The sequence below is a fragment of the Collinsella aerofaciens genome (assembly GCF_018785245.1).
GTDB classification, from domain to species: Bacteria; Actinomycetota; Coriobacteriia; order Coriobacteriales; family Coriobacteriaceae; genus Collinsella; species Collinsella aerofaciens_AD.
On sequence record NZ_WQPL01000024.1, the window covers coordinates 23,654 to 37,448 of the forward strand.

Genomic DNA, 13,795 nt, shown 5'->3' on the forward strand with positions numbered 1-13,795 from the left:
GTTGTTAATTATGCCGCGAATCAGCTCTCCGCGGTGGGTAATTCGGCTGTTGCCTGAGAACTATTGCGGCATCTTAGTCTGTGTTTGCGCAAGGCTGCGCTCAATGTTGCCGTATCATAAGCCGTCGCAAACGTGAAATAGAAAGAAGGAATCCCATATGCAACTGGCAAACATCGTACGCGAGCGCTGGAAAGGCGTCTTGTTCTGCCTGATCATCGCCATTCCCGCGACGTTGCTCGGCAAACAAATTGAGGTGGTCGGCGGTCCGGTGTTTGCCATCCTCTTTGGCATGGTCCTGGCGCTCGTCTTTCCCAAGAATCGTCGCGAACAGCTCACCGCCGGCGTTACCTATACGTCCAAAAAAGTCTTGCAGTACGCGGTTATCCTGCTTGGCTTTGGCATGAACCTCTCCCAGATTCTGTCCAAGGGCGCCCAGTCGCTACCGATTATCGTGGCAACAATCTCGACCTCGCTTGTCATCGCCTTTGTGCTCTGCCGCGTTATGAACGTGCCGGGCAAGATCGCGACGCTTGTGGGTGTGGGTTCGTCGATTTGCGGCGGTTCTGCCATCGCCGCGACCGCGCCCGTCATCGATGCCGACGATCGCGAGATTGCCCAGGCTATTTCGGTCATCTTCCTGTTTAACGTTATCGCGGCGCTCGTGTTTCCAACGCTCGGCGGCATGCTCGGGCTGACCAACGAGGGCTTTGGCCTGTTTGCCGGTACCGCCATCAACGACACCTCGTCCGTAACGGCTGCGGCGAGCGCTTGGGACAGCATGCATCCCGGCGCCAATGTGCTCGAGAGCGCCACAGTGGTCAAGCTCACCAGGACGCTGGCCATTATTCCCATCACGTTGGTCCTCGCATGCTGGCAGATGCATCTGGCACGCAAGGCCGGTGGCGACGCTAAGAGCACGTTCTCGCTTAAACGCGCGTTTCCCATGTTTGTGCTGTTCTTTGTGCTGGCGAGCGTGATCACCACGGTGTTTCAGCTTCCTGTGTCCATCACGGCGCCCATCAAGGAGCTGTCGAAGTTCTTTATTGTGATGGCCATGGCGGCTATTGGTTTTAATACCGATATCGTCGAGCTGGTCAAAAAGGGCGGCAAGCCCATCGCGCTGGGCTTTTGCTGCTGGATTGGCATTGCGTGCATGAGTTTGGGAATGCAGCACGTGCTGGGAATCTGGTAGAGAAGTAGCTTGTTTGCGTGCTGCGTGTTGGTGAGCGCATTCTCACGGTGGAGCGATAGGAGCTCTTGCGGGTATGGCTTGTCCGCAGGTTTATAAGTCCCGAAGAGCTCTTATCGCCCCGCCAGGATGGCGATGCGGGGCAACACCTATACTCGCAGGACGGCGCTTTCTGCCCTATAGTGTTTGGTGAGCAATATCGTTCAATTTTGAAACACTCGGTCGTGCGACCGTCGGCGGTTGCACGTCGCTGCGGACAGGGGGCAAATCATGGATAGCGATGCCAAGCTGAACATCTTGACCGATGCCCTAGCTGCTGCCGGGGCCTCGGCATTGGCAATCGATGCGCGTGGGGACGTCGCGATCTCGACCATGAATGACGCGGCGCTTGAGCGGGGTGTGGCGACTTTTGTCGCTGAGCGCCTCGACCGTATAGGAGACGGCGCGCGTCTGGTTATGGGGCGTGAGGGTACGCGCCTGAGCCTGACCGTTCGCCCCACCGACAAAGAGGGCGGGGGCCTTTGGGTCGTCGTGGTCCGCGAGGTGCGCGGTGCCGCGGCGCATGCGGGCATCGAGTGGCTCAACGCCGACGAAGTTGAGGCCCGCTACGAATCGAGCGCGTACGGCATCGTTGAGGGTGCCGCTGCGGTGGCTGCACCGGTTGCCGAGAGCTACGCGCGCGGTGTGCCCCTTATGCTCGAGGGCGAGCTGGGAGCGGGTCAGGTCGAGATCGCCAAGCGCCTCTATCTGGACGGTCCTTTTGCCGATCAGCCCTTTGTTTCCGTCGCGCTCGATGAACTCACCGACCGCGGTTGGCGCCATATGCTCAAAAGCTCCGAATCGCCGCTGTTCCAAACGGGGCTGACCCTTTGCATTGAGGGCTGGAACGCGGTTGGCCCCCAGCGCCTCCGCGAGCTCGTTTCCACGATGGCCGACACCGCGTTGGCGACGCGCTGCCATGTGGTGCTGACGGCGAATGACATGCCGGGCGGCGGCGAAAGTGATCAAGCCGCCTTTGTGACCGAGCGCTTCGCCTGTGCGGTGAGCGTGGCGCCGGCAATCGCCGAGCAGGGAGCCGCGTCGACGAAGGTTGCGCGCTATTTGGAATATCTCGCTGATGCATTTGGGACGGCAGCGCCCACGCTGTCTGCCGCGGCGACGAAGACGCTCGATGCTTACCGCTGGCCGCGCAATTATCTGCAGCTCCGCGAGGTCTCGGAACGACTGTATATTTTGGTGGGGGCGGGCACGGTGGACCGAGCTGTGGCGGAGGAAGTGCTCGCCCAAGAGGACGTGATTAAGACCGCAACCTTTGGCGCCCCGACGCTCGAAAGTGACCTGTATATCCTGCGACCGCTGGCCGATACCGAGCGAGATATCGCGCATCTGGTTGTAGACCATCTCCACGGCAACCGAACCCGTGCGGCGGAGGTGCTGGGCATAAGCCGTACAACGCTGTGGCGCTTGCTGAAGGACGATGACCGTTGAGCGAGGCGCCCGTGACCGCGCGCGACGCGTGTGCTACAGTCCAAAGCGTTATTGTTTCGATTTGGTTACGGCGTGCGAGGGCATATGGCTGAGACTTCAAAACCGAGCCGCAGAAGGCGGAGCGCCGCGCCGGTCAACCGACGCACGACATCGGTGACGTGGGGCAAACACGCCTCGGGGTTTGATGGCTCGTTCAAGCGCACTAAATATGGCTATCCTTCGGCAAGCGCCCGCTTGGCAATGCAGGCAGAGTCCTCACTGTGGGGCCGCAAACGCGTGGTGGGCTCAAAGCTCAAGCACGACGGAACGCTCGGTTACATCAGCCGCGGGGCGGCTCGCCGCAGTGGGCTCAATCCGGCTGGTTGGCACCGTTATGTTCCGATCGCGGTCGTCGTTGCAGTGATCGTCATCGCACTCGCCGCGCTTGGCTATGCCGGCGGTGGCGCCAACTTGGACGCAGTGTTTAAATCGCCCGAGCTCGCGCATGCAGGTACAGAAGTTGTCGAGGGCGCTCAGACCCAGACGGGCGTCGCGCCCCAGCGTGGTATCGTTGCGGCGGCCTCCACCATCGCCGATGCGCAAAAGGACGAAGACAAGCAAGGCGACGACGCCGAAACGGCCCAGGCAAATGAAACGGCAACAACTCCATCGGCGGGATAAGTTGCGAGTGGGGCAGCAAATTTGGGACGGGGCCTTTCAGCGGGTCCGCCGTTCGGTAGAACGGCGGAACTAATTACTTTACGTACACCACGTTGTCGCGGCGCGGCTTTGCCTCGGGTAGCGTGTCCTCGGCGTAGCCAAGAATGCAGTTACCGACACCGCGCAGGCTGCCGTCGGCGGGCAGGCCCCAGCTGGCCAGCAGCTCCAGGCCCTCGGGCGAGTCAAAGACCTCATGCGCGCGGTGAATCCAGCACGAATCGACACCCAGTGCATAGGCGGCGTTGAGCAGGTTGCCCATGGCGAGCGAGCCGTCTTCCAGATGTGTGGGCACGCTGCGGTCAACCAGCACCACCACAACGGTCTTGGCGCCATAGAAGGGGTCGCTGTTGCTGCCCATGACCTGGGCGTTGAGCTGTGAGAGACGCTCGACGGTCGCGGGGTCGGTGACGGCGACAAACGTCACCGGTTGGCGGCCCATGCCGCTCGGTGCATATTGGCCGGCTTCGATAATACGCGCAAGCTTTTCGGCCTCGACGGGACGATCGCTGTAGTTGCGGCAGCTGCGGCGGTGAATGAGCGCTTCGATGGTCTCCATGGTGTCTCCTTGCGGTGGCGTTGCAGATGCCACGTTCATACCCGTCGGGCTCAAACGATAGACGGTCAATTGCCCGGCCAAAAGGATGGATTCCAATTGGGAAAGTGGGTTTGCATAAAAGTACCTTCAGAATGTGACAAACAAATGGGATGGTTAAACGTTTTATCCCGTCTACCCTGCGGTTTTTTACCACTTGCCTAAATGACGAACGCATAACCTCTGATAAAGGTTTTACTAAAGGAGCACCAACGTTTATCAACGCGCCATGGTGGCGCCGGGCCAGGAGGTAACATCATGTTCCAGGCTGGAGATGTCGTCGAGACCGACTTCGAAGGATTTCTGAAGCTGCTGCGTTCCAAGACGCGCGCTTTCGTGTCGATCAACGATCACGAGTACTACATCACGCACACCGATGGCTATTGGCGTGTTCAGGATTGCGAGGCCCTCAACGACAAGGGCCACTTTACTGACTGCTCCGAGCTGGTCAACACGGTCTGCGAGGTCGTCGAGCTGCCGTGGATTGCCGGCAAGAGCCTGCATGACAGCTTCTCGGGCGCTACGGTCTATGAGGCCGTCGCCGCTTAACAGGCAATAAAACCCGATTTTCACGTGACCGCTGGCGCCGCCCCCGCGCCGGCGGTCTTTTTCTGCCGATAGGCCATAAAAATGCACGCATTCGCGGAAAGCCTGTTGACGATAGTCAAAACTCGGACTAATCTAGAGACACATAATTGGTCAAAAATCGGACAATCGAATGGTGGGATAGATGAATAGTGCGGTTGCGCTGGTCGACTTCGACCGGTTGATCAATGGACTCGACCATATCTATTCGGAGTTCTCGCGCGCCTGCGGCCTTTCGGACTGCGCCTATTGGATGCTCGTCGACACCAGCACGGCGGGCGGCAGTATTGCCGTAAGCCGTCTGACAAGCGAATGGTTCTACAGCAAGCAGACCATCAACTCGGCAATTAAAACCTTGACGGCGCGGGGTTTCGCAACGTTGGAGTTTGCCGAAGGCAGTCGTAAGAACAAGGTTGTGAGCCTGACCGAAGAGGGCAGGCGATTTGCCGAGCGTTATGCGCTGCCGGCACTCAAGGCCGAGCAGCGAGCCTTTGGCGCGCTTGAGCCGTGTGAGCAGCGCGAGATTATGCGCTTGATCGGCAAATTCTCTCAGGTGCTCGGCGATGAGTGCGATGCCTTTAAGCAGCATATCGCTGCCGAGAGCCAAGCCGAGAATCAAGGTGAGGGGGAGTCGTGCGACTGTTAATGAGGTTTCTAAAGCCATATCGAGGGCTTGTCGCAGTGACGCTGCTGGTGCTGCTGGTGGATAACGTCGGTACGCTGTTGGTTCCCACGATGCTGGCGAACATGGTCAACACCGGTATTACCACGGGCGATGTCGACTACATTTTACGCAACGGCCTATACATGTTTATCGCGACCAGCATGGCTAGCGGCGGCACGGTGCTGGGCTGCTATCTTTCGGCGCGCCTGGCCGCCAACGTGGCTTGCGATATCCGCAATGCCGTGTACGACAAATCGCTCGAGCTCGCGGCCAGCGATTTTGAGCGCTTTGGCACCGGATCGATGATCACGCGCTCGCTCAACGACATCAACGTGATTCAGCAGGCGATTCTGCAGACGATTCAGCTGGTGCTGCCCGTGCCGTTTTTGGCTGTGGCGGGCATCATCTTCGCCTGGTTTATCGATCCCGCCATGGGCACGCTTCTGGGCGTAGTCGTTGCGATTGTGCTGGTGGCGGCGGTCTTTACGGTTGCCAACGCGGCGCCGATTTTTATGCGCCTACAGGGCTTTATCGACCGCATGAACGTGGTGCTGCGCGAGAATATTGTGGGCGTGCGCGTCATCCGTGCGTTTAACAAGGAGCGCCACGAGGAACGGCGTCTGGACGAGGTGTTTAGCGAATACGCCGCCAACGCCATCAAAGTCAACCACCTGTTTGTGGGCCTCGACAGCTCAAGCTTCTTTTTGATGAACATCGCCGAGGTGGCGGTGCTGTGGGTGGGCGGCAACCGCGTAGGTGCCCACGCCATGCAGATTGCGAGTATCTCGGCGGTGCTGGAGTATGCAATTCTGATCCTGTTCTTTGTGATGATGGCCCAGATGGTGGTGCTGACGCTTCCGCGTGCTGCCGCGTGCCTGAACCGTGCGCAGCAGGTGTTGGAGATTGAGCCGAGTATCGTCGATGGCCAGCGTACGCTTGATGCGGCCGCGTCCGACTCAAAGGACGGGGCCGATGCGGTTGCCGTGTTCGATCACATGTCGTTTCGCTTTGACGATGCCGACGAGGACACCCTGTGCGACCTGAGCTTTTCCTGCCGTCGCGGTCAGACGACTGCGATCGTTGGCTCGACAGGCTCGGGCAAATCGACGGTGGCAAAGCTTCTGCTGCGTTTCCACGATGCCACCAAGGGCTCCATTCGCCTGAATGGTGTGGACCTGCGCGAGCTTACGCAAGACGAAATCCGCGGGCGCATTGCCTATGTGCCGCAGAAGGCGTGGCTGTTCTCGGGCACGGTGGCGAGCAACCTTCGCTTTGGTAACGAAGGCGCGACCGAGGGCGACATGCTTCACGCGCTTGAGGTTGCCCAGAGCACCTTTGTACTCGACCAACCGCAGGGGCTCGATACCCCGGTTGCCCAGGGCGGTACGAACTTCTCGGGTGGTCAGCGCCAGCGTCTGGCCATTGCTCGCGCGCTCATGAAGCAGGCCGATTTGTACATCTTCGATGACAGTTTTTCGGCCCTGGACTTTAAGACCGATGCGGCCCTGCGCCATGCATTGCAAGACGAGACGCGCGATGCCGCGGTGCTCATCATCGCGCAGCGCATCTCGACGATTCTGCACGCCGACCAGATTGTCGTGCTCAAGGACGGCGAGATTGTGGGCTTGGGCACGCATAGCGAGCTTATGGAAACCTGCGAGGTGTACCGCGCCATCGCGGAATCGCAGATGAAGGGAGGTGAGTAGCATGACCGAGGAGCTCAAGAAGCAGGGCGGCGTTGATGACGCCGTTGCCGCGGGACTGGTCGAGGAAACGGCTGCCGCGTCGACCGAGCTGGATGACGCCGCCAAGGCTGCAGCCGAGCGCGAGGCTCGCCGCCAAGCGCTCTACGAGGAAAACGAACGTGCCGAGGACGAGCGCGCCCGCGCCGAGGCAGAGCGTATGCGCGACGTGGACGACGAAGACGAGGACGAGACACCTCGGGATACCTGGGCGACGGTGCGCCGCCTGTGGAGTGAGGCTGCCGGCGACCATTGGCGCTTCTATATCGTGTTCGCGAGCATTGTGTTCTATGTCATCTTTAACACTGCCGCGCCGGCATATAGCGCCCGCGTGATCGATGAGCTGTGGGGTCACATTCAGGTAGCGTTTGTCAACAACGCCACCTTCAGCATCACCTGGGAGAACTGCGGCAGGACTATCTTCATCTACTTTTTGATTTGGACGGCCGCCGCCTCGTTCTACGCGCTCCAGAGCTTTTTGATGTCGAGCGTGGCCGAACGCCTCAATCTGTGCCTGCGCAACCGCATCGCGCAAAAGCTCAACCGTCTGCCGCTCGCCTATTTTGACGCGCATCGTCCCGGCGAGGTCGTCAGCCGCGCGACCAACGACCTGGACAAGATGTCCGAGAGCATGCAGCGCGGATTGCTGCAGCTGCTCGTGTCGATCGGCACGGTTGTTGGTGCTGTGAGCGTGATGTTCGTGTTCAGCGTGCAGCTTACGCTCGTCTTTCTGTTCTTTACGGCACTGTCGCTGCTGGTGACGAAGGTCGTCTCGTGCCGCACACACGATGTGACGGGCGAGCGCCAGGAGTGGGTGTCCAAGATTACGAGTGCGGTCGAGGAAGGCTATTCGGGCCGTCTGGTGATCCGCGCGTTTAACCGCGAACGTCAGAGCTCCGCTGAGGTGCACGAGGCTTCGAAGGAACTGGCTCGTGTGAGCACCAAGGCCGACTTTATGATCAATGCTGTCGGCCCCGCGGTGCGCTTTATCGGCCGTTTGGCGCAGATCGTTATTGCGCTTGTGGGCTGCAGTATGCTGGTTGCCGGTCACATGACCGTCGGCGTGTTCCAGGCGTTCTTCCAGTTTATCTACGAGGCGTCCGAGCCCATGACGCAGTTGTCGTTTACCTTCAACTCGCTGCAGAGTGCGCTGGCGAGTGCAGAGCGCGTGTTCGACCTGCTCGATGAGCCCGAGATGGAGGCCGATCCGCTGCCGGACAAGGCCGCCAAGCTGCCGGGTCGCGTGGAGGGCCGCGTCTCCTTTGAGCATGTGCGCTTTGGTTATTCGCCCGACAAGCCGCTTATGCGCGACGTGTCGTTTACCGCCGAGCCGGGCCAGAAGATTGCCGTGGTGGGGACCACGGGCGCGGGTAAAACCACGCTCATCAACCTGCTCATGCGCTTCTACGAGATTGACGGCGGGCGTATTACGCTCGACGGCGTGGACACGAGCCGTATGGACCGCGGCGAGCTGCGCCAGCAGTTTGGCATGGTGTTGCAGGACGCCTGGCTGTTCGACGGAACGATTGCCGAGAACATCGCCTATGGCTGCCCCGAGGCGACGCGCGAGGAGATCGTGGCGGCCGCACGCGCCGCGCAGGTCGACTTCTTTGTGCGCACCATGCCGCAGGGCTACGACACGCGCGTGGCCAACGATGCCGAAAGCATCAGCCAGGGCCAGCGTCAGCTGCTGACCATCGCACGCGTGCTGCTCAACAACCCGGCGATTCTCATTCTGGACGAGGCGACCTCAAGCGTGGACACGCGTACCGAGCTTGCCATCGGCCGTGCCATGGATGCGCTTATGCGCGGGCGCACGAGCTTTGTGATCGCGCACCGTCTGTCGACGATCGTGGACGCCGACCTGATCTTGGTCATGGACCACGGCAACATTATCGAGCAGGGCACGCATAAGGAGCTGCTCGCAGCCGAGGGCGCTTATGCCGACCTCTATCTGAGTCAGTTCGCATAATGTGGCAAAGGGACAGTCCCGCATGTCACATCAAAAAGAAAGGCGCGCCGGGGATGAATTCCCTGGCGCGCCTTCTTGCGTTGATGCCGATGTCGTTTTGTGCCGCTTGCGTTCCTAGCGCTCGTCCACGAGCTTGGCGACGAGGGCCTTGAGCTCGGCCACCTCTCGCTCGAGTTCTTTGACGCGGCGGGCGTTCTCGGTGATGCCTTGGCGGTTGAGCGCGGACTGCTCGGCGGCGTCGTCGGGCATGTACTCGCGATGCTGCTTGGCATCGAAGCTCTCCTCGAACACGCGGCAGCCGTTGCGCTTGATGATGCGTCCCGGCACGCCCACGACGGTGCAGTTGTCGGGCACGTCCTTAACGACGACCGAGTTGCCGCCGATTTTGACGTTGTTGCCGATGCGAATGTTGCCGAGCACCTTGGCGCCCGTGCCCACGGTGACGTTGTTGCCCAGGGTGGGGTGGCGCTTGCCGGTCTCGTTGCCGGTGCCTCCGAGCGTGACGCCCTGATAGAGCACGCAGTTGTCGCCCACAATGGTGGTCTCGCCGATGACGACGCCCATGGCGTGGTCGATAAAGAAGTGCTTGCCGATCTGTGCGGCGGGATGAATCTCGACGCCGGTGATATGACGGGTGAGCTGCGAGAGCACGCGGGCGAGCGAGCGATGTCCATGCTCCCAGAGCCAGTGCTCGGGCACGTGGTTCCACTTGGCGTGCAGGCCAGGATAGGAAAGGAAGATGACCAGACCGTTTTGCGCGGCGGGGTCCTGCGCTTGGACGGTCTTGATGTCCTCGCGAATGGTATTGATAAAGCTCACCGGCCGCCCTCCCTTAGCGCCATGGCAATGCGATTCAATAAAGTATAGCGATTCGCTAGGGATTAGGAAGGACAATCTTGGCGGCATTGCGCGACAGGTGTCAGTTATGCAAACTTGCTGGTAATGGAGTCATGCTTTTGTGGGGTTGCGCACGAGGGGGCACCGCAACCGTATACTGGTCAACTTGGACGTATCCGCGCCCACAACTGAGAGGTTTTACTTCATGGGTTTCATCAATTTTATTGCCGAGCTGCTTAAGGACCCGCGCACCGCGATCGCCAGCTGGATCGCCGCCGGCCCGCTTATGGCCTACGGCTGCGTGTTCCTGATCATCTTTATCGAGACGGGCGTGGTGTTCTTCCCGTTCCTTCCCGGTGATTCGCTGCTGTTCGCCTCGGGTTTCTTTGCCCACAATGGCGGCTTTAACATTGTGGCGCTTCTGGCCACCGCATGGGCCGCTGCCATTTTGGGCGATCAGTGCAACTTTATGATCGGTCACTTCTTTGGCAAAAAGATTATCGCTTCGGGCAAGGTCAAGGCCATGACGCCCGAGCGCATCAAAAAGTCCGAGGATTTCTTGGACAAGTGGGGTCACCTGGCCATCTTCCTGGGCCGCTTCTTCCCGTTTATCCGCACCTTTGTGCCCTTTATCGCCGGCATGGGCGGCATGCACTGGCGCAACTTTGTCATCTTTAACGTGCTGGGTGGCATTACCTGGTCGACGCTCTTTACACTGCTGGGCTACTTCTTTGGCGGCATCCCCTTTGTGCAGGAGCACTTTGAGTTGCTAATCGTTGGCATCGTTGCCGTGTCGATCATCCCGACCGTGGTCGGTCTGGTTAAGGCTAAGCTGGGCAAAAAGAACGCGTAGCTCGAGCCAGCGCGCAAACCGTGCAGTTGAGGCCCGTCACCGCTTACGGTGGCGGGCCTCTTTAGTTTCGGTCAAATGAAAATACTTTACTTAGTTAAAGAAAAGCGTTTTATCAGACGCGTACGGGGAGTACAATCTCGTGCATGCGAATCGACGTGCCATCGGCTTTGATGCCGTTCGCGTGTCCCGTCCGGCTCTACGCTCCGGGCGTGCGACGTTGCGACGCGGTCGGCCTCGGTCCTTGCGTGCGAGTTCGCGAGTATGCAACTGTGTATGTAAGGAGCGACATATGACTGTCGAGAAGAAGGATATCGATTGGGGTAGCCTCGGCTTTGGCTACATGAAGACCGATTACAGCTACGAGGCCCATTGGAAGGATGGCGAGTGGGACGAGGGCGGCCTGACCACCGACCACACCCTGCACGTTTCCGAGTGCGGTGGCATCTTCCATTACTGCCAGGAGGTCTTTGAGGGCCTGAAGGCCTACACCGCCGAGCACGGCAGCATCGTCTGCTTCCGCCCCGACATGAACGCCGAGCGTATGTACAACTCTGCGCAGCGCCTCGAGATGCCCCCGTTCCCCAAGGACAAGTTTGTTGAGGCCGTCAAGCAGGTCGTTTCTGCCAACGCCGCCTGGGTTCCGCCCTTCGGTTCCGGCGCGACCCTGTACGTGCGTCCGTTTATGATCGGCTCCGGTGACGTGATCGGCGTGGCTCCCGCTCCTGAGTACACGTTCCGCATTCTCGTGACCCCGGTCGGTCCGTACTTTAAGGGTGGCCTCAAGCCCGTCAAGCTGCGCGTTTCCGAGTATGACCGTGCCGCACCGCACGGCACCGGCAACATCAAGGCCGGCCTGAACTACGCCATGTCCCTTAAGCCCACGATGGAGGCCCATCGCGAGGGCTATGCCGAGAACCTGTATCTCGACTCCGAGTCCCGCACCTATGTCGAGGAGACCGGCGGCGCCAACGTCCTGTTCGTGAAGGAGGACGGCACGCTCGTCGTTCCGCAGTCGCACACCGACTCCATTCTGCCCTCCATCACCCGTCGTTCGCTCGTTCAGGTCGCTCAGGACCTGGGTATGACCGTCGATCAGCGCCCCGTCGAGTGGGCCGAGGTCAAGGCCGGCACCTTTGTGGAGTGCGGCCTGTGCGGCACCGCTGCCGTCATCTCCCCGGTTGGCGAGATCGACAACAAGGTTTACGGCGCCGACGAGACCGTGACCTTCCCGGCTGGCTACACCGAGATCGGGCCTGTGATGAAGAAGCTCCGCGAGACCCTGACTGGTATCCAGTCTGGTGCTGTCGAGGATAAGCACAACTGGGTTTACACCGTCGCGTAATCTGTCTTACGGATATGTCCGGCCCGAGGGCACCTTCCTTTCCGGCGCGTCCTCGGACATGAAAGAGCCCCCGCTGCGCACTTCGTGCGGCGGGGGTTCTTTCGTCCTGCGGAGTGCGCCGGAAAGGAAGGTCGCGCTTTTGTTTTGGTTCGCGCCATGTGGGGGTGGTGGCGACGTGCATTTTTGCGAGTATTCTGCAATCGAAGGCCCCTGCATACCGACCTCGGGCAAAAAATCGGGAGTTCTCGATGTTTTCTACGGATGATGGGCGGGGTTATGGGCTGGCAGCGTTTGATTTGCAGGGATATTCGCGGCCTTTGGCACTTATCGTGGCGCCCGAAGCTCTTGGTTATGTTGAATACTCCTAAAAATGCACGGCGCTTAGAGGGGGACCTTCGCGAAAAAGGAAACTGCCCCGTCGAAGTATGCATTCGACGGGGCAGTTTATGCATTTGGCCGATTAAGGATGCGCTGCCAAACTACTAGAACTTGACGGTCGGGGCCTGACGGGCTGCTTCGGCGGCCTCGAAGCCCTGGCGCTCCTTAAACTGGAAGATGCCGGCAAAGATGACAGCCGGGAACGTCTGAATGGCGTTATTGTAGCTGAGCACGCAATCGTTGTAGCTCTGGCGTGCATAGCTAATCTTGTTCTCGGTATCCTCGAGCGATGCCTGCAGCTGCGTAAAGTTGGTGTTTGCCTTAAGATCGGGATAGGCCTCGGCTACGGCGAAGAGCTGACGCAGCGCACCGGTCAGCACGTTGTCGGCTTCCATCTTGGCCTCGGGCGTGGTGGCCTTGACGGCGGTGTTACGCGCGCTGATCACGGCGGAGAGCGTCTCCTGCTCGTGCTTGGCGTAGCCCTTGACGGTTTCGACCAGGTTGGGGATCAGGTCGTTACGGCGCTGCAGCTGCGTATCGATGTTCTGCCAGGCGTTATCGATGCGGTTACGCTTGGTGACCATGTTGTTGTAGATGCCGGCGATGGCGCAGACAATCACAATGACAACAACGATGCCGATGATGACGGTAATCATGATGTCTCCGTTTCGAATGGCCGCGGCGGCATGCGCCAGCTGCCGTTGGTATAACGCTACTAGTATACCCGCAACGTTTTACCGTGCCGAACTTTCCGGTAAGCGTTGTGTTTTCGGCGGGGTCGGCACCGGGGCAAAGCGCGCGAGGTACAGGTGTAAGATATGCGACAGATTGACGAGTGTTGTCTTTGCCCTGAGGATGGCGATACCAGTGGACCTTCGCATTAAGAAAACCTACCGCGCCCTTTTCGATGCCTTCACCGAGCTTCTCGAGGAGCATCGTTTTGAGGACCTGACGGTTGCCATGCTATGCGACCGCGCCATGATTCGCCGCACGACGTTCTACAAGCACTTTCGCGACAAGAACGATTACTTTGCCTTTTATATCGATGAGCTCATGTCGGGCTTGCCGCAAAAACAGCCCGATGAGGCCGGCGCAGTGTCTGCCGAGGACGTGCGCGCGCTTCGGCACGCGATTTTGGACGATGCTATGGATTTGATTCTGACGCACGAGCGGCTCATGGATAACATTTTGGCAAGCAGCATGTCGGGCATGTTGACCAACGTTATTTGCGACCGCATTGCCCGCTCCATCCGCGAGCGTGTGATGAACCTGCTTGCCGAGGATGCCCTGGCCCCCGTGTCACTCGAGACGACGTCCGAGTTTGTCGCCGGCGGTATTATTCGTCTTTTCACGATATGGTGGGAATCAGGCCACGATCTTGAGCGTCGACCTGAGATAGCCGACGTGGTCGATGCGTTGTTTGAGCGGACCATGACACCGGTGAATCACTAAAG

13 protein-coding genes are annotated in these 13,795 nt (G+C 59.6%); 10 read left to right on the plus strand and 3 right to left on the minus strand.

The features are described from left to right. Window positions 1-157: 157 nt before the first annotated feature. The 3 genes from GPK39_RS06250 to GPK39_RS06260 all read left to right on the plus strand — a co-directional run bounded on the left by GPK39_RS06250 (window position 158) and on the right by GPK39_RS06260 (window position 3,337). A complete protein-coding gene (locus tag GPK39_RS06250; RefSeq protein ID WP_215674461.1) occupies window positions 158-1,192 on the plus strand; it encodes a YeiH family protein in 1,035 nt (344 codons plus the stop codon). 267 nt (window positions 1,193-1,459) lie between these two features. After that, window positions 1,460-2,677, plus strand: a complete 1,218-nt coding sequence (locus GPK39_RS06255; protein WP_215674463.1) for a helix-turn-helix domain-containing protein — start codon at window positions 1,460-1,462, stop codon at window positions 2,675-2,677. 84 nt (window positions 2,678-2,761) lie between these two features. Next, window positions 2,762-3,337, plus strand: a complete 576-nt coding sequence (locus tag GPK39_RS06260; RefSeq protein WP_215674464.1) for a hypothetical protein — start codon at window positions 2,762-2,764, stop codon at window positions 3,335-3,337. Window positions 3,338-3,410: 73 nt separating this feature from the next. Here GPK39_RS06260 and GPK39_RS06265 read toward each other — a convergent pair whose 3' ends face one another. Next, on the minus strand, window positions 3,411-3,932 hold the full coding sequence (locus GPK39_RS06265) for a nitroreductase family protein (RefSeq protein ID WP_022094369.1): 522 nt from the start codon (window positions 3,930-3,932) through the stop codon (window positions 3,411-3,413). Window positions 3,933-4,226: 294 nt separating this feature from the next. Here GPK39_RS06265 and GPK39_RS06270 point away from each other — a divergent pair, with 294 nt between their 5' ends. The 4 genes from GPK39_RS06270 to GPK39_RS06285 all read left to right on the plus strand — a co-directional run bounded on the left by GPK39_RS06270 (window position 4,227) and on the right by GPK39_RS06285 (window position 8,931). Beyond that, window positions 4,227-4,517 carry a hypothetical protein gene (locus tag GPK39_RS06270; protein ID WP_006235631.1) on the plus strand — a complete coding sequence of 97 codons (291 nt, stop codon included), beginning with the start codon at window positions 4,227-4,229 and terminating at the stop codon, window positions 4,515-4,517. Window positions 4,518-4,698: 181 nt separating this feature from the next. Next, window positions 4,699-5,199 carry a MarR family winged helix-turn-helix transcriptional regulator gene (locus GPK39_RS06275; protein ID WP_215674466.1) on the plus strand — a complete coding sequence of 167 codons (501 nt, stop codon included), beginning with the start codon at window positions 4,699-4,701 and terminating at the stop codon, window positions 5,197-5,199. Then, entirely contained in the window at window positions 5,199-6,923 is a 1,725-nt protein-coding gene (locus tag GPK39_RS06280) for an ABC transporter ATP-binding protein (RefSeq protein WP_215674468.1), read from the plus strand. Before GPK39_RS06275 ends, GPK39_RS06280 begins: the two co-directional genes overlap by 1 nt. 1 nt (window position 6,924) lies before the next feature. Further along, entirely contained in the window at window positions 6,925-8,931 is a 2,007-nt protein-coding gene (locus GPK39_RS06285) for an ABC transporter ATP-binding protein (RefSeq protein WP_215674470.1), read from the plus strand. Between the two features lie 114 nt (window positions 8,932-9,045). Here GPK39_RS06285 and cysE read toward each other — a convergent pair whose 3' ends face one another. Beyond that, the gene (gene cysE, locus GPK39_RS06290) at window positions 9,046-9,750 is read right to left on the minus strand and encodes a serine O-acetyltransferase (RefSeq protein ID WP_118081701.1); all 705 of its coding nucleotides are present in this window, start codon (window positions 9,748-9,750) and stop codon (window positions 9,046-9,048) included. A 223-nt stretch (window positions 9,751-9,973) separates the two neighbouring features. Between cysE and GPK39_RS06295 the strand changes: the two genes are divergently transcribed. Continuing rightward, window positions 9,974-10,621 carry a DedA family protein gene (locus GPK39_RS06295; protein WP_117848562.1) on the plus strand — a complete coding sequence of 216 codons (648 nt, stop codon included), beginning with the start codon at window positions 9,974-9,976 and terminating at the stop codon, window positions 10,619-10,621. Window positions 10,622-10,910: 289 nt separating this feature from the next. Continuing rightward, a complete protein-coding gene (locus tag GPK39_RS06300; RefSeq protein WP_215674472.1) occupies window positions 10,911-11,963 on the plus strand; it encodes a branched-chain amino acid aminotransferase in 1,053 nt (350 codons plus the stop codon). Window positions 11,964-12,445: 482 nt separating this feature from the next. On the opposite strand, the gene GPK39_RS06305 is transcribed toward GPK39_RS06300, so the two are convergent. Further along, on the minus strand, window positions 12,446-12,997 hold the full coding sequence (locus GPK39_RS06305; protein ID WP_082421874.1) for a LemA family protein: 552 nt from the start codon (window positions 12,995-12,997) through the stop codon (window positions 12,446-12,448). Between the two features lie 211 nt (window positions 12,998-13,208). Here GPK39_RS06305 and GPK39_RS06310 point away from each other — a divergent pair, with 211 nt between their 5' ends. After that, window positions 13,209-13,793 (plus strand): TetR/AcrR family transcriptional regulator, encoded by a 585-nt coding sequence (locus GPK39_RS06310; RefSeq protein ID WP_215674474.1) that lies wholly within the window; start codon window positions 13,209-13,211, stop codon window positions 13,791-13,793. Window positions 13,794-13,795 lie beyond the last annotated feature (2 nt).